The organism is Kaistella jeonii (assembly GCF_000812865.1).
Lineage (GTDB): Bacteria > Bacteroidota > Bacteroidia > Flavobacteriales > Weeksellaceae > Kaistella > Kaistella jeonii.
In genome coordinates, this window is record NZ_JSYL01000004.1 from 110,266 (window position 1) to 131,757 (window position 21,492).

Sequence of the window (21,492 nt, forward strand, 5' to 3'; positions counted from 1 at the left end):
AAAGAATTCGGTATAAATTATTGGAGTTATCGCAATATAAGAAGATCTGCGACCCGGCTTGAATGGAGCTCTTTTTATGAAACGAAGTGGAATAAAAAAGCGGGAATGGAAGACGGAAATTGTCGCCAAAAAAAAAATTAGAAAATTACTCGTCTTTCTTGGAAGGAATCAAGAAAACATCCATTAAACCTTCTGGTAAAGACATTCTAATAAATTTTTCTTCACGGTTCAGTTCGATGATCCAGTCTTTAATGATCGGAATAACGATCTGTTTGCCCGCCAAAGTAAGCACAAAATAATGCTGACCAGTTTGATCATTAATCGTCTCGATAATTCCACAAGATTTGCCGTCTTCTTCCCGGATCTCGTAGCCGATAACATCGTGATAATAGAATTTGTTTCCGGTAAGAACAGGCAACGTAGAAAGCGGAAGATAAACATCTTTCCCGACGGCTTGATTGACAAGCGCTTCAGAGGAATTTTTGAAAGAAACAATCAGCGTTTCGCCTTTGCTCCAGGATTGTCTTGCAATAAAAAAAGGAACCAATAATCCGTTAACGTCAACGAATATAGTGTCTAATTTATTGTACATTTCAGGTTGATCGGTATCGAGTTTCAGGAATACATTTCCGTGTAATCCGTGAGTACGAGTGATTTTGCCTAAAAAATAGCAATCTTCTTTTTTCATGATGCAAATATAAGTTGTTTTAAAATAATAGAGACGCCAAAAATGACGTCTCTATAACTTTTATCTAATAAGAAGTTTGATTAAGCTTTAGCTTCGTCAGTTCCTTCTTCTGTAGCAGCTTCTTCTTTTCCTGTTAATTTCTCAGTAACGTTTGCTACTGTTTCTTTTACAGAATCTACAGCTCCTTCAACAGCAGCAGCAGCTTCACCTACTTTTTCAGCAACTGCTTCAACAGTTGATTTTTCTTCTTTTGGCTCTTCAGTAACTTCAGCAACAGGTGCGTTTGCAGCTTCTTCAGCAGCTTTTGCCTCAGCAGCTTCAGCGGCTTTTGCATCTGCAGCAGCTTTAGCTTCTGCTTTTTGTGCATCTGCTTCTGCTTTCGCATCAGCTTCTACTTTTGCAGCAGCATCTAATCTTGCTTGGTTTACTTTAGTTTCAGCATCGAATGCTGCTTTTTTAGCATCATCTTTTGCTTTGCTCAAACCGTCTTTTTTACCAACAACTTGTTGTTCTTTTCCTTCTAACCAAGCTGCAAATTTGCTATCAGCTGCTTCTTGATCGAAAGCACCTTTCGCTACTCCACCTTGTAAGTGTCTTTTGTAAAGAACTCCTTTGTAAGAAAGAATTGCACGAGCGGTGTCGGTTGGTTGTGCTCCATTGTCTAACCATTTTACAGCAGCATCTACGTTAAGTTCGATAACAGCTGGGTTAACTACAGGATTGTAAGTACCAATTTTTTCGATGAATTTACCATCTCTACTTGCTCTTGCATCGGCAACTACGATGTGGAAAAAAGGTTTTCCTTTTTTACCGTGTCTTTGTAATCTAATTTTTACTGACATAAATGTTTGATTTTGTGGGAACTCGTCCCGATTATTTATAAGGGTGCAAAGATATAAAATTTTTCCAGTTTGGCAATCGATAGAAACGTAATTTATCGTTTGACTTTATTAATTTTTTAGGAGCCGGGAACCTGCTCTCCACTCTATCTTTTATTCCACTGAAGTTCCATAAAAGGATGCCGTTTTGATCAGGGCTAAAAATCACGCTTCGTAACTAATTCTAGATTTTAAATTCTAGATTTTACATTTTAACATTAAGGTTTGTGAAGTTATTAAGATTTCCTTTGGAAATTACACCGCGTTTTAACTTATGTGAACTTTACACGCAAAAATTTCAAGCTCAACTTATGTTAAAAAAAATTGTGAGTTTTGTGGTAAAAAATTGCAATTTAATTATTGGAAAAACACCATGATCACAGCCAAAATAAATCCAATTCCGGCGTAAATCATTCCCCGACGAAAGGCTTTTGATCTGAAATTAAACATCCAGAAAGAAGAGATCACGAAGAAAAACAAAACCACTCCGAAAATGGTATTTAGTGAAGCATATCGATGAGTTGATGTGGATTTATGCAATTCATTAAATTTTTCCAGGACAAAAGGCAATTTCATTTTAGAATATTTCGCTTCCCCTGTTTTTACGTTGTAGGTTCCGTTTTCAAAGGTTTTCAGATCACCTTCACCTTCTTTAAATTCTACATTCCGCATTTTGATTTCTTTCGCCAGTTCCTTCTCGGTCATATTGGGTTTTAGAACGATCTCGGTTTTATTTTCTTTCTTTAAAAGATTGGTATCGCGATAAATGAGCAAAACGCCGCTGATTGCATACACTGCCATAATTCCTGCTGCGAAATAACCTAAATATCGGTGAGTGATTCGCATGAATGATTTGGTATCCTTAATTGCTGCCATAGTTTCTGTTTTTTTCTTTTTTTAAATAAGAACAGCGGAAACCGAAATTTCCACTGTTTTTTGAACTGAATTTAAATAATATGATGAAGGGTCCCGTTAAAGTTTGTAGGTTAATGTCAAATAATAATTTCGCGGTGTAATAGGGTTTACAGAGTAATTTTCGTGGTAGGTATAATTAACGGTATCAAATAAGTTCCCCACTTTCGCCATGACAGAGAATTTCTCCCAATCATATCCCGCAGATAAACTTGTCGTAAAATAATCATCAACTTCTAAAAATCTTGAAACGCCATTTCTTGTATTTAAAGTTGCTTTGGTATCATTCCAACCAGCGAGTCTGTCGCCTACATAATATATACTTGCTCCCAACTGCAAACCTTTCACATATTGATTGAACGTATAAAAAACAGATGCATTTGCAGTAGTTGCGGGAGTTCTCACCAATCTTTGATTTTCGACATACCCAAAATTATCGGGAGTCTCTAAATAAACAGAATGATTATAAGAAGCTCCTGCAATGATCGACAAGTTCGGGTAAGGATTTCCGGTGATGTCTAATTCTACGCCCCGACTTCGCATTTTACCGGCGAAATCTTTGATGGTAGAATCTGAATTTACACTTCCATCTGCTTTAAAATCTGCAGTTTGATAAAAATTTCTATTTTCAATTTGATATACTGATAAATTCAGAGCTACTGCTTTATTCCAGAAATTATGTTTTAAGCCTACTTCAAACTGATCGATTACTGAAGGTTTCAATGCATTATTGTTAACGTCTCTTCCTGTATTTGCAGAGAAAGAGTTGGTGTAAGTTCCGAAAATAGATAAATTATCATTCGGCATATAAACCAAACCTGCTTTTGGGGAAAGTGCCTGATCAGAAGTTCCTGCAGAAGAAGGAGCTTTATCATTTGTGAAAATTTGTCCCTCTGCTGCAACATTTTCAATATAAGACCATCTTAGGCCAGCCAAGACTTTAAATTTGTCTGTAAGTTCAATAAAATCCTGCGCATAAATTCCAAATCTTTGAGTCGGAATTCGAAGAATACTTCTCGTCGATGATTCCGGTATTGCCCCTGAAGCCCAAGTAGAATCATCATGTAAATATATAGTGCCATTCGATGCGCCATTGGTTCCATAAAAATAAGAAGTGCCAAATGCTTTATTATTCGTGGGATTAAAATAAGTGAAAGAGGCATCGGTCGCATAATCGCCATCGGTTCCGATCAGAATTTTATGATTTACATTTCCGGTTTTAAATTCGCCGTTTACATTAATTTGTAAAGAGGTGTAATTTTGTTCTGCATAGGTTTTATTGAGCGGTCGTTTCCAGTTTAGTCTGTTTGCCGCGTCGTAACTCCATTGTACTCTTTCTGTAGAAAAATAATCTTTGGTATAATTTTGATAAGAAGCGACTGCATTCAAAGTCCAGAAATCATTAAACTGATGATTGAAAGTTATACCAGTCGTCGCTTGCTGCACATTTTGATATTGCCAATCTGTACCTACAAATGCGTTTCTTGGTAAGAATTTATTTAAACTGTAAGATTGATCATTATTGGTGATCGATCCAATCCCAAAGTCAGGTGTGAAATCATTTTTCAAGTAATCTGCCTCAACAATTAGTTGAGAATGTTCCCCAATATTAAAGATAAAGGAAGGGTTGAAATAATATTTCTGAGATTTTACAACATCCCGAAAACTGTCAGCAGTTTCAAAAGCACCATTTACCCGGAAAGCGACACTTTTCGAAAGTGGTCCGTAAAAATCTACCGTTGGTTTATAAGAATCCCAACTTCCGGCGCTGAATCCTACACTTCCACCGAAATTAAATCTGGGTTTTTTTGTAATTAAATTTACAACGCCACCTGCAGAGACATTTCCGTATAACATTGCGTTTCCACCTTTTAAAACTTCTACTCTCTCTAATCCGGAAACTTCGGGGAAAACACCACTATTTACCCTTGCACCGTTTTTAAAAATATTATCATTCCCAAAATTAAATCCTCTTGCACCAAAACTGTCTTGAGAATTTCCGCGGGAAGAAGTGATATAAAGTCCGTTTACATTTTGTAAAACATCACTCAATTGTTTTGCCTGTTGCTGCTCAATAATCTCATGAGTAACAATTGCAATCGGTTGTGGATTTTCCATTATCGATAAATTCGACTTTGAGGAAAGTGGTCTTGCTGTATTGGGATTTCCTGTTTTATGCATATTGATATCCTCAATTTGCTGCACGCGAAGCGTATCACTTATCTGCTCAAACTTCATCTGTGCACCAATTGTCGAGACGATTAATAAGGTTCCAAGGGAAATGATCTGTTTTTTCATAGGACGTTTTTATTTAGACTGAATTAAAATAACAGCGCAAAAGTAAAAAAGACTTTACAAACAGACAAGCCTATTTTGAATTATTCTAAATAAAATTAGTGACAAATATCTAAATTGCTGATAATGAGATTAATTGATATAAACTGATTTTTATCAGTTTTTTTTCATCAGTAGAAATCCAACCAGGATAAAAAGAATATTGATCACAAAATAAATAATTCCATTCGGTGCAGTCGCAGTTCCGAAGAGAACAACCAAGTTTCCTAAAACGGCAATCGTAGCCATTGTCGCTTTGAAAAACCGGTTTCCGGGAAAAATATTCTTCTTTAAAAGTTGAAATAATCCTAAAAACAAAGCGCCATTTACCAAATAAATAAAAACGATAGGAATCGCAGAAATATCAAAATTCCTCTCCGTAAAAAAAGGATGTGTACTGGTAAAGTAATAAACAAGAATATAAAAAACAATAATCAATGCTCCGAAAACTGCACTATTTACAGGCATTTTCGTTTTCTCATTGACTTTATCTAAGTTCAGAAATTTCTTCGACTTTTCTAAATTGGCGAATTGATAAGGAACCCGAATCGTTGCCAAAAGCAAACCATTTGAAGTTCCCAAAACAGAAATAATAATGAAAAGCTGCATAATTAAAGCGCCGGAATTCGAAGCGATCTTTCTTGCAAACTCTGTGATGTAAGTATCCTTCAGTTGAATGATTTCAGTACCGCTCATTCGGAAAACGATCCCTAAATAATACGCGATATAAATCACCATCACCGAAATAGTTCCTATAATTAAAGCTTTCGGCAGGTTTTTACTTGAATTTTTGATCTCTCCGGAAATCTGCGTCGCAATATACCAACCATCAAATGCAAATGAAATCGGGATGAAACTCGCCGCAACCAAAAGAATAAAGGATTGATTTTGCAACCCATTCCCAACTTGAGATAAAGTATTTACCTGATTGACATCTCCTTTAAATAAACTTAATATTCCCAGAGAAGCGATCAATATTAAAGGTAAAACTTTCAAAACCGTTGTCATCTGCTGAAAAATTCCACTGCTTCTTGGGCGGAAAATATTAATAAAAAAGAAGATGATCAGATTAACAAAACCAATTAAAGCAAAATGTAAAAACGTCGGTTCGAAATTCATAAATTCTGCGAGCAGATGCGCAATATAAATCCCGGAAACCGTGAAAAGAACGGCGGTAAGCGCCGGATAAAACAAACTCATGTACATCCAGCCTACAAAATAACTTGCCGTTTCGCCGAATCTGTAATTAACGTAACTTAAAATTCCGCCATCTTTTGGTAAGATTTCAGCGTAATTCGCCATAGAAATCCCCGCAAAAACAACACTGATCCCAACGATCAAAAAACCTAAAAGTCCTGCTAGAATATTTCCCTGTGTCGCCAGTAAAACATCATCAACTTTGAAGAAAATCCCGGATCCAATTACTTGTCCGATAACCATAGAAATGGCTGTGAATAATCCGTATTTGGCCTCTAGTTTTTGGTCGTTGCTCATCGTTAAATAAAGTAATGGGATTTTAAAAGAATTGTTTGATACAAAGAAAGCGAAAGCTTTTTAGATATTAAAATAACAACTAATTAAAAACGAAAATCGTGAATTCGTGGCTTTTAATAAAAATAAAAAAGAACGGGCAAAAAACCCGTTCCTATATTTTTAAATTTATTTCAATTGAATAATTAATCCTGAAGTTCTAACCAGCGCATTTCCAGTTCCTGAAGTTTGTCGGCAATGGTTTCTAGGTTTTTAGAAAAATCTGCGATCTTACCGTAATCACTTTCATTGTTCAACTTTTCCAGAATTCCTGCTCTCTCTTTTTCCAACTTCGGCATTTCTTTGTCGATGTCTTTTAATTCCTGTTGCTCTTTGAAAGTTAATTTTTTCGCAGAAACATTTGGTGTTGCAGTTTGAATGGCTTCAACTTTCTTCGGAGTTTCGATAATCGGAGCAGCAACTTTTTCAGTTTTCTCCTGCGATTTCTTTTCTCGATACTCGGTAAAATTACCCACGAAATCTTTAATAATTCCGTCACCTTCAAACGCTAAAACGTGATCAACGATACGATCCATGAAATATCTATCGTGTGAAACAATAATTAAACTTCCCTGGAATTGAAGTAGAAAATTTTCTAAAACCGTCAAAGTTGGCAGATCCAGATCATTTGTCGGCTCATCGAAAATCAAGAAATTTGGATTCTGATACAAAACATGCATCAAATGCAATCGACGTTTTTCACCACCCGACAATTTCGAGATCGGCGCATATTGCGTTTGATCATCAAATAAGAATAAACGCAAAAACTGAGAAGCAGAAATCGTTCGTCCGTTTGCCAATGGGAAATTCTCTGAGATATCTTTGATAAAGTCGATCACTCTTTGATCTTCTTTATAGATTAAACCTTTCTGCGCGAAGTAACCAAATTTAATAGTTTCTCCAGTTTCAATGGAACCAGAATCATAAGGTTCAAAACCCTGAATAATATTGAGAAGCGTTGATTTTCCAGCACCATTTTTCCCAACAATTCCGACTTTTTCACCACGCTGAAACTGATAAGAAAAATCTTTTAACAATAATTTCTGGCCGAAACTTTTGCTGATATCCTGTAATTCTAAAATCTTAGTTCCGAGACGTTTCATCTCAAAATCAAGCTCCAGTTTTTCTTTTCTGGTGTCAGTTTTTGCAACTTTTTCAGTTTCGTAGAAATCGCTTTGACGTGATTTAGATTTTGTCGTTCTTGCTTTTGGTTGACGACGCATCCACTCTAACTCTTTTCTATAAAGGTTTTGCGCTTTGTCAATCGTGGAATTCATATTGTCTTCACGAATAATCTTATTTTCTAAATATGTTCCATAACTTCCGTTATGAACGTACATATTAAAATCTTCAATTTCCCAGATGATATCACAAACTGCATCCAGGAAATACCTGTCATGCGTTACCAAAAGCAAAGTCACCATCGCTTTCTGAAGATAATTTTCTAACCATTCCACCATATCAACATCAAGGTGATTGGTCGGTTCATCCATAATAATCAAAGTATGACGGTGTTGCGCACGCGTTTCTACCAAAAGTTTTGCCAACGCAACTCTTTTAATCTGACCTCCCGAAAGTGTTTTCATTTTCGACGTCAAATCAGTGATTTTCAACTGACTCAAAATCTGACTCATCTCATTTTCCAAATCCCAGGCTTCGTGAATTTCCATTTCATTCAGCGCTTTATCCATATCATCCGGATTTTCTGAAACCAACGCATGATGGTAATTTTTCAACGCCATGATCGGTGCAGAATCTAAAGTCATCATAAATTCTTCAACATTCAACTCGCCTTCAAAATCGATTTCCTGATCGAACAAAACGACCTGAATATCTTTATTAATAACAACGGTTCCCGAATCTGCAATTTCTTTACCCATCAAAATTTTGAGCAAAGTCGATTTACCGGAACCATTTTTGGCAACGATCGCAATTTTATCACCTTCGTTAATATGGAAAGTAATATCTCGGAAAAGTGTCTTTACTCCGTAAGATTTCGTAAGATTTTCGGCTGAAATGTAATTCATTATATATAGGAATGGATGATTTTTGAAAGGTGCAAAAGTACGGAAATTAAATGGCTCTATTTTCTTCTATTTTTTGGGCGCCTATTTCCGCCCTCCATTCCCGCTATTTTTATTTTTCCAGAAAAAATAGAAATGAGCTCCATTCAGGTCGGGGCGGAGATTTTCGCCAACAAAACAGTTTTTGTTGCTAAGAGAAATTATCGATGTAAAGTTTCTTAAATAAATATCAGTTTTAATCACCATTTATAAAGAATGCGTTATTTTAGCATCCTAATAAATTTAAAAAAAATGAAGAAAACATCATTACTGTTACTTGTCCTTTTCAGTATCATCACTTTCGGTCAGGGAATGAAATTTGAGGAAAACAAATCCTTCAAAGATCTTCTCGCAATAGCAAAAAAAGAAAATAAATTACTTTTTGTAGATGCATTTACTACTTGGTGTGGACCTTGCAAACTGATGGCAAAAAATGTTTTCCCACAACCGACTGTCGGTGAATTTTACAATGCCAATTTCATCAATTCTAAAATTGATATGGAAAAAGGCGAAGGAATCGATCTGGCAAAAAGATATAATGTGAGAGCTTATCCAACTTATCTTTTTATTAATGGAGACGGAGAATTAATTCATAGAGTGACTTCTTATTTCCCGCCTGAAGAATTTATCAATGTAGGAAAAGATGCGGTAGATCCTTCCAAACAAATGGGAGCGCTAAAAAAGAAATTTGAAGCTGGAGATAAAGACCCAGAATTTTTGAAAAGTGTCATTAAGGTTTTTGCTTTTTCAGATGCCGATTTAGCGACAAAGGCAGCAGCAAAATATTTTGCAGGTAAAAAAGCAGAACCTTTAACACAAGAAGATTTCTCTTATTTATTCTCATTAACGAAAGACAGTACTTCACCACTTTATCCGGAATTTATTTCCCGTAAAGCAGAATTGATAAAAGTGATGCCGGAAGAAAGTTATAATAAAACGCTTGAAAACTTTAAACTGAACGCTTTATTTAATTCGTCTTACGATAAGACGACAAAAGTTTTCGATGAGAAAAAATACGTTTCAGAAGCCAGAAAAACCATGTCGGAAGAACAGGTAAAAACATTGGTACTGAAAACAAAAATGCGGATTGCTGCGGGTACAAAAAACAACGCGGATTATGAAAAACTGGCTTTAGAATATTACAAAGACGGAGCATCACCAACTTTCACTTCAGACGAATTGAATACTGTGGCGTGGAACTTTTTTGAAAACACCACCGATAAAGTTGCATTGGAAAAAGCCGTTTTGTGGGCAAAACAATCAGTAAAACTGTCTGAAAGTTATGCCAATACTGACACTGTTGCAAATCTCTATTTCAAAATAGGCGACAAAGCTAACGTAAAAACGTGGGCAGCCAAAGCAATTGAATTAGCGAAGAAAGAAGGTGAGGAATACGCAGAAACTCAGGCTTTATTTGACAAGGTTAAATAAAAAAACAATTCATTAATTATAGAAGAGGATGCTGAAAAGCATCCTTTTTTTGTTAATCTAATGTCATTCTTTTTAATGACCAGAGATTTCCATTATAAACATTCAGATCAACTTTAGTATTGATTCCATAGACGATTCCCTTCTCTGTGAACTGCCAGATTTTCCAGTCAGCGTCGGGAGAAGGTTGTGGAACATCGTTATAATTGGCTAACCAAATTGGATAATCATCGAATTCGCCTTGAAGAAAATCTTTGTAATAATGATAATAAGTATAAATGATGGGTTTCACGCCGTAAGTTTCCTCAACAATTCGACACCAGATTTTAAGATCTTCAATGAGTTTTTTGGTAGATTTCCGTCTTGGTATTTTCTCAATATCTAAAATTGGTGGTAAATCTCCAGCTTCTAATTTTACGTTGGCTAGAAAATTATTAGCTTGCATTACTGGATCTTCATCGGCTCTGTAAAAATGATATGCACCTCGAATGAGTTCATGTTTTTTTGACAGTTGCCAGAATTCATCGAAATGTTTGTCGGCAGATCTGTTGCCCATTGTGGCGCGAAGAACCACGAATTTTATAGGAATAGTTCGATTTCCGATACTTAAACTGTCCCAGGTAATATCTTCTTTTTTTTGGTAATGAGAGACATCCATACCGAAAGTTTTATCGGCATAATCACCGATAATTCGGTTGATCCTGTTTTCCTCAGTTTCAGAATTCGACAATTTCTTATGTTCGAATTTATTGAAATACATGGCGTAATAAAAGGTAATTCTCTGCTTTAAATAAAATCCAGTTACCAGTAAAGCAATCGCCAAAAACAGTAATAGAATTTCGCGGCGCAGAAGAAAATGTCTTTTACGCTTTTTATGAATTTTTCGGGTTGTTTTTCTTTTAACTGTTCTCTTGGCCATCGGTTTGCAAAAATATTAATTTAAAAATGAAAGCGTTAATTTATAGTTAAAAATGTTTTTAGATGATGATTGGCTTGATATGTGAAACTAAGCTGGTAATTAACAATAAAATTGATCAAGATGAAAACGAAATTATTATCATTTGCAACCATACTTTTATTTGCAGTAACTGTTTCTGCACAGGAATCGCAACCTACTTTAAAACAAGAGGTGAAAAAAGATTCAAAGGCAGTCGGAACAGCGGTCAAAGATGGTGCAGAATGGACAGGTGAAACCGCAAAAGACGGAGTTAAATGGACTGGAAAAACTGCGAAAAAAGGTGCGAAAGCAACTAAGAAAGGAGTAAAAAGAGCCGCAAAGTGGACCGGGAAAACCGCTAAAAAAGGCGGAAAAGCAGTAAAAGAAGGTTATGAAGACACCAAAGATTACGTAAAAAAAGAAACGAAATAATTTGTGATTAAAATTCTGGAAAAAAAGCCACGAAAATATTCGTGGCTTTTTAACTATTCAAAATAAATTACTAAGCTCCGTACGGAATCCAGATATTTTTAATTTCAGTAGCGTGTCTTAAAAACTCCTGACCTTCACCATGTTTTGGATTCAACCAGTTTCTATATTTACCGAAATTCACCCAAGAACGTTTCATAGAATCGGTTGATAATAACTCGATACTTTTACTTCCTTCTGCTGTTCCGAAATACCAAATTCCTTCTACATTATAATGTTTGGCGAGTTCGCTGGCTAATTCTTCTTTTGGACCAGTAACGATATTTACGGTTCCAGCAGGAACATCTGAAGTTTCTAAAATCTGATAGAAATCGGTCGCTGAGAAAGGATGTTTTTCAGATGGAATGACCACAACTCTATTTCCCATCGCAATCGCTGGAATTACCGTAGAAATAAATCCTAGTAAAGGATTTTCATCTGGGCAAATAATTGCTATTACTCCAATTGCTTCAGGCATTGCTAAAGTTACCATTCTTTGAACGGTAGAATGTGCTGCGCCATCATATTTATCGGCGTAAGCGGCATACGTATAAATTCTTTCAATTGATTTTTCAACCTCATCTTGTGCAGATTCTAAAGATTGATTGGTCATTTCAACAATTCTTTCGGCAAATTCTTCTGAACGAATTGCTAGGTTTTCTGCAATATAATACAAAACTTGAGCTCTTGAATGACCTGTCATTCCACCCCAGGATTTTTCTGCGTGTGCTGCTTCAACGGCGTTTCTGATATCCTTTCTATTTCCTTCTGAAACTTCTCCGATATATTCACCAAACGCGTTTTTAATTTCTGTGCTGTAACCTCCATCTGGACGAGCTTGTTTTCCACCAACGTACATTTTCGTTGTACGGTCGATTTCTGCTAAAGTATTTTTTGCTGTTTTAGCATCGTGGGGTTTTTCAGTTTTTGGCAAAATAGGTTTTGAAGTAAATTCAGCTTCCACTTTCGGTTTCATATATTCATACAAACCTTCTTTTCCACCTTCTCTTCCAAAGCCTGATTCTCTGTAACCACCAAATCCGGCAGCAGCATCAAACTGATTCGTACAGTTGATCCAAACGCTTCCTGCTTTGATTTTCGGTGCAATATCCAACGCCAAATTAATATTTTCTGTCCAGACACTTGAAGCCAAACCGTATCTCGTATTATTCGCCAAAGCCACCGCTTCTGAATGCGAACGGAAAGTCATCGCCACTAAAACTGGTCCGAAGATTTCTTCCTGAGCAATTACAGCACTCGTAGGAACATCGGTAAATAATGTTGGTGGATAAAACCAGCCATTTTCTGGAACGCCATTTTTGGGTTGGTAAATCGTACAACCTTCCTCGATTCCAATTTGCACCATATCTTTGATGGTTTTCAACTGAATCGGATCTACGATAGAACCCATATCGACCGCCTTATCCATCGGATCGCCGATGCGAAGCGTTTCCATTCTTGCGCGAAGTTTTTTGTAGAAAACCTCAGAAACAGATTCCTGAATTAACAATCTAGAACCTGCACAACAAACCTGTCCTTGATTGAACCAGATCGCATCTACAATTCCTTCTACTGCTGAATCTAAATCTGCATCTTCAAAAACGATGAATGGTGATTTTCCGCCTAATTCTAAGGATATTTTTTTACCGGTTCCAGCAATATTTGTTCTGAGGATCTTCCCAACTTTAGTTGAGCCAGTGAAAGCGATTTTCTGAATGTCTTTATGATTAACCAAAGCATTTCCGGCAACGGTTCCTTTTCCGGTTACGATATTTACAACTCCTTTTGGAAGTCCAACTTTTTCACAGATCTCTGCAAAAAGTAACGCTGTTAAAGAAGTGTATTCGGCCGGTTTCAAAACGATGGTGTTTCCCATTGCTAAAGCTGGAGCCACTTTCCAGGAAAGCATCATTAATGGAAAGTTCCAGGGAATGATTTGCCCTACAACACCAACTTCCTGATAATCTCTGAATTCCGTATCCATCAATTTTGCCCAACCAGCGTGGTGGTAGAAATGTCTCGCAACAATTGGAATATCAATATCACGAGTTTCGCGAATTGGTTTTCCGTTGTCTAATGTTTCAAGGACTGCAAAAAGTCTGGAGTTTTTTTGAATTTGTCTTGCGATCGCGTACAAATATTTTGCACGCTCGAATCCACCGATTGTAACCCATTCTGGCAATGCTTTGTTGGCAGCTTTCACGGCTTTGTCAACATCGGTTTCGTCGGCTTCTGCAATTTTTGCTAAAAATTCTTTGTTGGAAGGATTGTTAGAATCCAAGTATTTCTTAGCGTTCGGTTTTACCCATTCCCCGCCAATGAACAAGTCAAAACTTCGGTTATGATTTTCTAAAAATTCCACAGCAGCAGCTGCACTTTCTGGAGCGGGACCGTAAACCATGGTGTCGTATATTTCTTTAATTTCCATTTTGATGATGTGTTGATGTGATGTTGCGGAAATTTCAACCACAAAAGTCACAAAGTTTTTATTTTTTTAAGTTTTTCTAAAGAGCAAAAAAGTTTTTCGAATTTTCGCTGTTAAAAATCTTAGTATTTATTAGTATAACCTTTCTTCATATTTAGTTCCCGATGCGCCCCGGCTTGAACGGAGCTCTTTTTGTGTAGCGAAGTGAAACAAAAAAGCGGGAGTGGAAGACGGAAATAGGCGTCCAAATAATTATGCCATCGGATGTCTGAATCCTGCACTGTATCGCCCGGTTACAAAATGTTCTAATTGTCGCTCAATGTCGCCCAATAAAGAACTTGCGCCAAATCTAAATAATTCTGGAGTGAGCCAGTCATTGCCTAATTCTTCTTTCAATAAAATTAAATAATCAAGGGCTTGTTTGGCTTTTTGAATTCCGCCGGCTGGTTTGTAGCCGACTTTCACGCCGGTTAATTCGTAATAATCGCGGATGCAACGAATCATGACCAAGCTCACTGCTAAAGTTGCATTTACTGATTCTTTTCCTGTGGAAGTTTTGATAAAATCTGAACCTGCCATCATTGCGACCCAAGAAGCTTTTGCTACTTTGGTATAAGTCGGAATTTCACCTGTTGCAAGAATGGTTTTCATGTGTGCATCGCCACAAGCGGCGCGACATAATTTGATTTCGTCGTAGAGTTCTTTCCATTTTGATTCTAAAACCAAATCACGGGAAATCACGATATCAATTTCTTTAGCTCCCGCTGCAACTGATTTTTTTATTTCTGTAATTTTATCTTCGAGGGAAATTTTTCCGGCAGGAAATCCTGTAGAAACTGCGGCAATTGGTATAGAAGTTCCTTTCAAAGCATCTTTCGCAAACGGAATCAAATTGTGATACACACAAACTGCGCCTGTTGTCAGATTTGCATCCTGCATTCCTAAACTTAGTATAATATCTGCACGTACGGGATTTTTGGCTTTTTCGCACAAACGCATTACGTTTCCGCGGGTATCGTCTCCTGCAAGAGTGGTCAAATCGATCATGGAAATTGCTTTCAATAACCAAGCTGCCTGAAATTCTTTTTTAACACTTCGTCTTCCACCTAAAGTTGAAACCCGTCTTTCGATCGCACTTCGGTTAATATTGATCGCGTCGAAATATTTGGTATTGAAAGGTAAACCGGGGTTTCTTTCTTCAGTATGCATTTGAACTGGTTGCGTATGATTTTTTTCCATTACTTTAGTCATCAATCAAAAATTTTAATAAAAATTAGGATGGTAAATTTAACCAATTCTGAGCAATTTACTGCAATTGGTTTTGAAAATTGTTGCTTCCACCTCATCCAAAAAAATACACTCCTAAAGAATGTATTTTATTATTTATGAGAAGTTTAATGACATCAAACTTTTAACTGACGGTTTATACTTTGTTCCAGAGAAATAAAAGTTTCCGTTCTGGTTACTCCTTTCATTTTCTGAAGTTTGTTCAAAATTTCCATCAAATGATCATTATCCCGACAAAGAACTTTCAAGAAAATGGTGTAATTGCCTGTGGTGTAATGAGCTTCTACCACTTCGTTTACATCATTTAATGCTTTGATCGTATCTTGATAATGGCTTGGTTCCTCCAAAAACATTCCTATGAATGAGACTACTTTAAAACCAATTTTTCGTGGATTAAGAAAAGAGATAGAGTTTTCAATTACTCCGGCCTGTTCTAGTTTTTTAATTCTTTGATGAACTGCAGTTGTAGAAATCCCAACGTTTTTGGAAATATGAGCCAAAGAGGTTTTGGCATTATCCATCAACATATAAATGATTTGTTTATCGACTGTATCTAAATGATAACCGGTGTTTGTTGCGTTTTTCACTTATTTTAAATATTTTAACTTGTTTACAAAAATTCTACTAATACAGGAAAATGGTCACTGTAACCACCAAGGTATCTAGTGCCTGCAAAAGTTCGAAAAGGTTTTCCTTTAAAATTACCTTCCCAGTTCGCTAATTTTGGATGATTGAAAACTTTTGCTTCTTTAAATTGTAAAGCGGAGTTTCTATCAAAAAAATTATTTGACAGCAGAATTTGGTCAAAAAGCAAGCCATCTTTATAGTAAAATGTGGAAAAATTTTTATTTTCGAACAATTCGAGCGACGGATTGGTGAGTATTTTATTTAAATCACCATCATAAAGTAGATTTTTTATATTTTCATCATCGGGGTTTTCATTGAAATCTCCACAAATAAGAACAGCTTCTTGTGTTTTTGAAATGATGTTGATTACTTTTCCGCGCACATCGTTTAAGATAAACTGACGCTTAGGTTTATTGATATCTTTTTCCCGCTTTGAAGGAAGATGTAAAACGAAAACATTGATGATTTCTTCTGCATATTTGATTTTACAATGTAAAATATCTCTTGTCGTATCGTAATTCGCAGGATTATTATCTTCGATTTCGAAAAAATAGGTGATAGGTTCGGAAGAAAGAATTTCAATCTTTTTTTTTTCGTAGAGCAAAGCGACATCAACTCCTCTTTCATCCATAGAATCGTAATGAATGACACCATACTCAGAATTAAAGGGCGGCATCGTAATCAATTCATCCAGAGGTGCTTGTCCCTGAATTTCTGACAAACCGATCAGCATTGGAAGAACTTCTTCAGTTTCCCGAATGAGCTCAAAAACATGTGCAATTTTAAAAAGTTTGTTTTTATATTTTCTTTCGTCCCAATTTCTTAGTCCAGAAATTGTAGGGTCTAATCTATGAACTGGTATGGGATCCGGAGAAAATAAATTTTCTACATTATAAAAAGCAATTAGCTCTTTCCTTTCATTATTTTCCATTAAAATTAAACACGTATTTGTCAAATATAAAAAAAATAATTCATTATGACTGAATTATCTTAAAATATCGGGTCTCTTTTCTTCCGTTATTTTCACGGCTTGTTCATGAAGCCAGTCTTCAATTTTCCGGGAATTTCCGCTCAATAAAATTTCAGGAACTTTCAATCCTTTGTATTCGAAAGGTCTTGTATAAATAGGTGGAGAAAGGAGATTATCTTGAAAACTATCGGTTAAGGCACTTTGCTCATCGTTTAAAACTCCGGGAACTAGACGAATAATGGAATCAGCCAAAACGCAGGCAGCCAATTCACCGCCCGTTAAAACATAGTCACCGATAGAAATTTCTTTGGTAATATGCATCTCCCGAACTCTTTGATCGATTCCTTTATAATGTCCGCAAAGAAAAATTAAATTATTTTTTAGGGAAAGTGTATTTGCAATCTTTTGATTTAAAGTTTCTCCGTCGGGTGTTAAATAGATGACCTCATCGTAATCACGTTGCGCTTTCAATTCAGAAATACAATTATCCAAAGGTTCAATCATCATGACCATTCCGGCTGAACCACCGTAAGGTTCATCGTCGACTTGCCGGTGTTTTCCTAAGCCAAAATCTCGCAACTGGTGAAAATAAACTTCTACTACTCCTTTATCCACGGCTCTTTTCAAAATTGATGCTTTGAAAGGACTCTCCATTAGTTCCGGCAAAACACTTATGATGTCAATTCTCATTGTTCAGTATTGTTTTTTCTTGTCGGAATAATGATTAGACGCAATGAGGAATCTCTATTGATATAACTCCACATCCAGTTAAAGAAAATGGCAAGCTTGTTTCTTACGGACAGAATGAGCATTAAATGGAGGAACATCCAAAAATACCAGGCAAGAAAACCTTGAAATTTAAATCCAGGCAAATCAACAACTGCCCGGTGTTTTCCGATCGTTGCCATGCTTCCCATATCTTTATATTCGTACTCCACCCAATCTTTTACAGAATTTTTAAGGAGATTTGAAGCTAAATTAGTTCCCTGATGAATTGCCACATTTGCCACTTGTGGATGAGCGTCTGGATATTTTGGAGTTTCCATATGCGCAATATCACCAATTGCAAAAATATTTTCATAACCATTAACGCGATTGAAACGATCGGTTTTGTAGCGGTTTCTGATGACGATTTCGGGATTTAGACCTTCGATTACATTGCCGGTAACTCCTGCGGCCCAGATTACATTATTAGAGGGAATACTTTTCCCGCTTTTCATTGTTACTCTGTCTCCGTCATAGTCGGTTACAAACTCATCACTCATAAATTGTACACCGAGTTCTTTTAAATATTGTTCTGATTTATCCTGAGCTTCTTTACTCATTACACTCAAAGGCATTTCTGTAGAACTAATCAATATAATTTTCAGATCATCAAAATTCATGTGCGGATAATCTCGTGGTAGAATATCTTTTTTCATCTCGGCAAATGCTCCGGCTAATTCAACACCGGTGGGTCCGCTTCCAACAATGACGATATTCCAGTTTCCGTCATCTGATCTGCTTTTCTCAATAATTAATTTCTCGAAGGTTAAGAGAATATTATTTCTAATGGAAATGGCTTCCTGCGTATTCTTCATCCCATAAGTGAGATGAGCCATTTTTTCATTACCAAAGAAATTGGTTCTACATCCAGTTGCGATGACGAGTTTATCGTAAGTGAATTCTGCTTCAGAAGTAATAATCTTATTCTGTTCAGGAACGATTTTCTGAACTTCGATCATACGGTACTGTATGTTTCGGGAGCGCTGAAAAATTTTCCGGAAAGGGAAAGAAATATTACTGGGTTCAATCCTTCCGCATGCAACCTGATAAAACAATGGCTGAAACATGTGGTGATTCACCTTATCAATAACAAATACTTTTTTCCGTTTTTTATTTAGAGCTTTTGCTAATTGAAGTCCAGCAAAGCCTCCACCAATAATCACAATTTTCTCCCTTGTTTCCATAATACAAAATTAGGGAATTTTTTACAGTTCAAAAGCGTGGATCGATATGTAGTGACTAGTCCTGAAAAAATGATACAGATTATAGGACAAAAATAATTAATTAACCAAAGCAAAAACGTTTTTGCTTTGGTTTTTGTTTTTATAGGTTTTCATTTTCAATATTTCCTGGCCGTGCATTTGATTAGGTGTTAGATAATGATTAGAAAAATGAGGACGTATTTCATTATAAATTTCAATTGATTCATCTACGATCTTTCTTCTCAATTTAGTTTCTATATCATATTTATCGATATCAAATTCCTGTTTTAAAATTCCGTTAATTCTTTCTGCGACAGCGTTTTCATAGGGATCTGAGTTTTGAGTCATGCTGCATTTGATGTTATTATTTTCGAGGAGTTTTTGATATTCATTCGAACAATACTGAAGACCACGATCTGAGTGGTGTATTAATGATTCTAAATTGACTTTTTTGTTTTTCAAAGCATTCTTTAAAGCCATTAAACTACTTTCCGTATTTAGATTATCAGCAACGTGGTGACCGACTATTTTCTTGGAATAAGCATCTGTTACTAGACTTAAATAACTCGGATTTGCTCTGTTTCCGATGTAAGTAATGTCTGCAACCCAGACTTGATTAGGTTTACTAATTTGATAATCCAGTATTAGATTTTTATGTTTTCTAAATCGATGATGAGAGTTGGTTGTGATATGGTAACTTCTCGTTGGAATAATTAATAAATGATTTGCACGCAGAATATCAAAGAACTTATCTCTTCCTACTTTCAGTGATTTCAAGGGCACTTTTAACATAAAATGCAATTTTCTGCCGCCCAAATGAGGTTGAATTAACCGTAAATCTTCTACGAGTTTAACCACTTGTTCTGCTTTATTGGTGCGCCCTATGCTACGTTTCTCACTTCGATAATAGACTTGTCTATCGATACCGAACAATCCACAGATAAAAACTAAAGTTTCTTTTTCTGTTCTGCGGAAGTTATTGATTGTACGGCTGCGGAGTTTTTTCGTATATCAATCTGGTATTCACTCTCTGCGATATTAATCATCATATCGAAGAAAATAACCTTCTTATCGGCAATGTAAGCTTCTCTTTCAAGTAATGCTTTTTGTTTTTCAAGCAACTTTACTTCGGCCTCCAGTTCCATAATTCGTTGTTCAGGAGTTTTTTGCATAGAATTAGGTATTTGATTATCCCAATCAAAGCTACCATATTTTCTGAGCCAAATTAAAACCGTTGAGTGAGATTGAATACCATATTTCTTGGTACATTCTTTAATCTCTAATCTGCCTGCTTCAATTTCTTTTACAATCTGGAGTTTAAAACTCAAACTGTAATCTTTTTGGGTGCGCTTTACATATGCGCTTTGTGATAATTCTTTCATAACGATTCTTTTTTGTGTATCGCTATTTCAGGACGGGACAAAGTTTAAATAAAAAAATCCTTCGTGAAAAGGATTTGATTTTTTATTGTTTAATGATCTGCGTGACTTTCTGCGTATTGTCGCTCAAGGTATATTTCATGAGATATTTTCCTGGTCTCAATTTATCCAATCGAATTTCACCAGAATTCATATTAACGACATATTCTGCAACCTGCATTCCTAATATAGAATAAAAGGTAACCGATTTAACTTTTAAATTGCTGTCTTTTGATTTTACTATTATAAAATCTTTCGCAGGATTTGGAAAAGCCATCAGAACTCCATCATCGGATTTTTGTGCTGATGTAATTGACTCTCTACTAACAGATTGCGCGGAGATCGACCCCGATAAAACTGTTAAACTGCCAATAAATATCAAAGAAAATAATAATTTTTTCACCTTATAACGCTTTAAATTTTGTAATATCCTTACAAATGTAAGAATTAAGTCTAAGTACACAATAGTTTTTTAATAAAACTATAATTAAATTTGCACCAGTTAAATCAAATACTATTCCAATAATGATTATCTATTCTAGAAACCGAAGATTACGTACAAGTGCTTCCATGCGGGCTTTAGTACAGGAAACAGTTCTTACAACCAATGATTTTGTGATGCCCATATTTGTAATGGAAGGCGAAAATAAGCAGGAAGCAATTGCCTCAATGCCGGGAATTTTTAGGCGGACATTAGATCTTACGGTAAAGGAATGTCAGGAATTATTTTCTCTGGGTGTAAAAGCCGTTAATCTTTATATGAAAGTTTCTGAGGATTTGAAAGATAATCGCGGAACCGAATCCTGGAATAAGAATGGTTTGATGCAAAATACCATTAAAGCGATAAAAGATGCCGTTCCAGAAATGATCATCATGCCCGATGTTGCTTTAGATCCCTACTCGATCTATGGTCACGACGGAATTATCACGAACGGAAAAATCGACAATGATGCAACAAATGACGCATTGGTCAAAATGTCTGTTTCACACGCCGAAGCAGGTGCTGATATTGTCGCGCCAAGTGATATGATGGATGGCCGAGTTGCCGCAATTAGAACAGGTTTAGAAGAAAGTGGTTTTACCGATGTTGGAATTTTAAGTTATTCCGCAAAATATGCAAGTTCTTTTTATGGACCTTTCCGAAGTGCTTTAGATTCTGCTCCCGTCGATAATCAGGATATTCCAAAAGATAAAAAAACCTATCAAATGGATTTTCATAATTCAAGAGAAGCGATCGACGAAGTTTTGAAAGATGTTGCGGAAGGTGCCGACATTATTATGATCAAACCAGGAATGCCTTATCTGGATATTGTGGCAAAAGTTCGCGACATTATCGATCTTCCAATTGCAGTTTATAATGTCAGCGGCGAATATGCGATGTTAAAAGCCGCGGCGCAAAACGGTTGGTTAGACAACGACAAAGCCATTATAGAAAGTTTAACGTGCATTAAAAGAGCCGGCGCAGATATGATCTTCACGTATGCTGCGAAGGAAGCTGCGATTCTTTTAAACAACTAAGTAAAATTAAAGACAAAAAAAGAGCTTCTATAATTAGACGCT

Annotated in this window: 18 protein-coding genes and 1 pseudogene; 3 read left to right on the forward strand and 16 right to left on the reverse strand. The window is 36.1% G+C overall.

The window, feature by feature from the left end; translation table 11 throughout:
• Positions 1-145: 145 nt before the first annotated feature.
• From rimM to OA86_RS08160, 6 genes and pseudogenes are all read right to left on the reverse strand, one after another.
• Positions 146-688 (reverse strand): ribosome maturation factor RimM, encoded by a 543-nt coding sequence (gene rimM / locus OA86_RS08135; protein ID WP_039351559.1) that lies wholly within the window; start codon positions 686-688, stop codon positions 146-148.
• A gap of 278 nt (positions 689-966) precedes the next feature.
• A pseudogene (locus OA86_RS08140) lies at positions 967-1,530 on the reverse strand (30S ribosomal protein S16); the annotation flags it as partial.
• Between the two features lie 393 nt (positions 1,531-1,923).
• On the reverse strand, positions 1,924-2,442 hold the full coding sequence (locus OA86_RS08145; RefSeq protein WP_039351563.1) for a membrane protein: 519 nt from the start codon (positions 2,440-2,442) through the stop codon (positions 1,924-1,926).
• A 96-nt stretch (positions 2,443-2,538) separates the two neighbouring features.
• Entirely contained in the window at positions 2,539-4,776 is a 2,238-nt protein-coding gene (locus OA86_RS08150; protein WP_039351565.1) for a TonB-dependent siderophore receptor, read from the reverse strand.
• Positions 4,777-4,929: 153 nt separating this feature from the next.
• The gene (locus OA86_RS08155; RefSeq protein WP_039351567.1) at positions 4,930-6,306 is read right to left on the reverse strand and encodes an APC family permease; all 1,377 of its coding nucleotides are present in this window, start codon (positions 6,304-6,306) and stop codon (positions 4,930-4,932) included.
• A gap of 182 nt (positions 6,307-6,488) precedes the next feature.
• Positions 6,489-8,369, reverse strand: a complete 1,881-nt coding sequence (locus OA86_RS08160; RefSeq protein WP_039351568.1) for an ABC-F family ATP-binding cassette domain-containing protein — start codon at positions 8,367-8,369, stop codon at positions 6,489-6,491.
• Between the two features lie 288 nt (positions 8,370-8,657).
• Here OA86_RS08160 and OA86_RS08170 point away from each other — a divergent pair, with 288 nt between their 5' ends.
• A complete protein-coding gene (locus tag OA86_RS08170; RefSeq protein ID WP_039351572.1) occupies positions 8,658-9,836 on the forward strand; it encodes a thioredoxin fold domain-containing protein in 1,179 nt (392 codons plus the stop codon).
• Between the two features lie 52 nt (positions 9,837-9,888).
• Here OA86_RS08170 and OA86_RS08175 read toward each other — a convergent pair whose 3' ends face one another.
• Positions 9,889-10,752, reverse strand: a complete 864-nt coding sequence (locus OA86_RS08175) for a glycoside hydrolase family 25 protein (RefSeq protein WP_039351574.1) — start codon at positions 10,750-10,752, stop codon at positions 9,889-9,891.
• Between the two features lie 120 nt (positions 10,753-10,872).
• On the opposite strand from OA86_RS08175, the gene OA86_RS08180 reads away from it, so the two are divergent.
• Entirely contained in the window at positions 10,873-11,202 is a 330-nt protein-coding gene (locus OA86_RS08180; protein WP_039351576.1) for a hypothetical protein, read from the forward strand.
• A 70-nt stretch (positions 11,203-11,272) separates the two neighbouring features.
• Here the strand turns inward: OA86_RS08180 and OA86_RS08185 are convergent, their stop codons facing one another.
• The 9 genes from OA86_RS08185 to OA86_RS15835 all read right to left on the reverse strand — a co-directional run bounded on the left by OA86_RS08185 (position 11,273) and on the right by OA86_RS15835 (position 20,335).
• Positions 11,273-13,666, reverse strand: a complete 2,394-nt coding sequence (locus OA86_RS08185) for an aldehyde dehydrogenase family protein (RefSeq protein ID WP_039351804.1) — start codon at positions 13,664-13,666, stop codon at positions 11,273-11,275.
• 249 nt (positions 13,667-13,915) lie between these two features.
• Positions 13,916-14,914, reverse strand: coding sequence for a deoxyribose-phosphate aldolase (gene deoC, locus OA86_RS08190; RefSeq protein WP_052257451.1), 999 nt, complete (start codon positions 14,912-14,914; stop codon positions 13,916-13,918).
• Positions 14,915-15,066: 152 nt separating this feature from the next.
• Entirely contained in the window at positions 15,067-15,537 is a 471-nt protein-coding gene (locus tag OA86_RS08195) for an Lrp/AsnC ligand binding domain-containing protein (RefSeq protein WP_039351578.1), read from the reverse strand.
• Positions 15,538-15,560: 23 nt separating this feature from the next.
• Complete coding sequence (locus OA86_RS08200; RefSeq protein WP_039351580.1) at positions 15,561-16,508, reverse strand: endonuclease/exonuclease/phosphatase family protein; 948 nt, start codon at positions 16,506-16,508, stop codon at positions 15,561-15,563.
• Positions 16,509-16,562: 54 nt separating this feature from the next.
• A complete protein-coding gene (gene trmD / locus OA86_RS08205) occupies positions 16,563-17,237 on the reverse strand; it encodes a tRNA (guanosine(37)-N1)-methyltransferase TrmD (RefSeq protein ID WP_039351582.1) in 675 nt (224 codons plus the stop codon).
• Complete coding sequence (locus OA86_RS08210) at positions 17,234-18,496, reverse strand: NAD(P)/FAD-dependent oxidoreductase (protein ID WP_039351584.1); 1,263 nt, start codon at positions 18,494-18,496, stop codon at positions 17,234-17,236. The genes trmD and OA86_RS08210 overlap by 4 nt, the downstream gene beginning before the upstream one ends.
• A gap of 96 nt (positions 18,497-18,592) precedes the next feature.
• Positions 18,593-19,447, reverse strand: coding sequence for an IS3 family transposase (locus OA86_RS08215; RefSeq protein ID WP_039351586.1), 855 nt, complete (start codon positions 19,445-19,447; stop codon positions 18,593-18,595).
• A 14-nt stretch (positions 19,448-19,461) separates the two neighbouring features.
• Complete coding sequence (locus OA86_RS15860; protein WP_039351588.1) at positions 19,462-19,896, reverse strand: transposase; 435 nt, start codon at positions 19,894-19,896, stop codon at positions 19,462-19,464.
• A gap of 82 nt (positions 19,897-19,978) precedes the next feature.
• Positions 19,979-20,335 (reverse strand): T9SS type A sorting domain-containing protein, encoded by a 357-nt coding sequence (locus OA86_RS15835; protein WP_039351591.1) that lies wholly within the window; start codon positions 20,333-20,335, stop codon positions 19,979-19,981.
• Positions 20,336-20,457: 122 nt separating this feature from the next.
• Between OA86_RS15835 and hemB the strand changes: the two genes are divergently transcribed.
• A complete protein-coding gene (hemB, locus tag OA86_RS08230; protein ID WP_039351593.1) occupies positions 20,458-21,450 on the forward strand; it encodes a porphobilinogen synthase in 993 nt (330 codons plus the stop codon).
• Positions 21,451-21,492 lie beyond the last annotated feature (42 nt).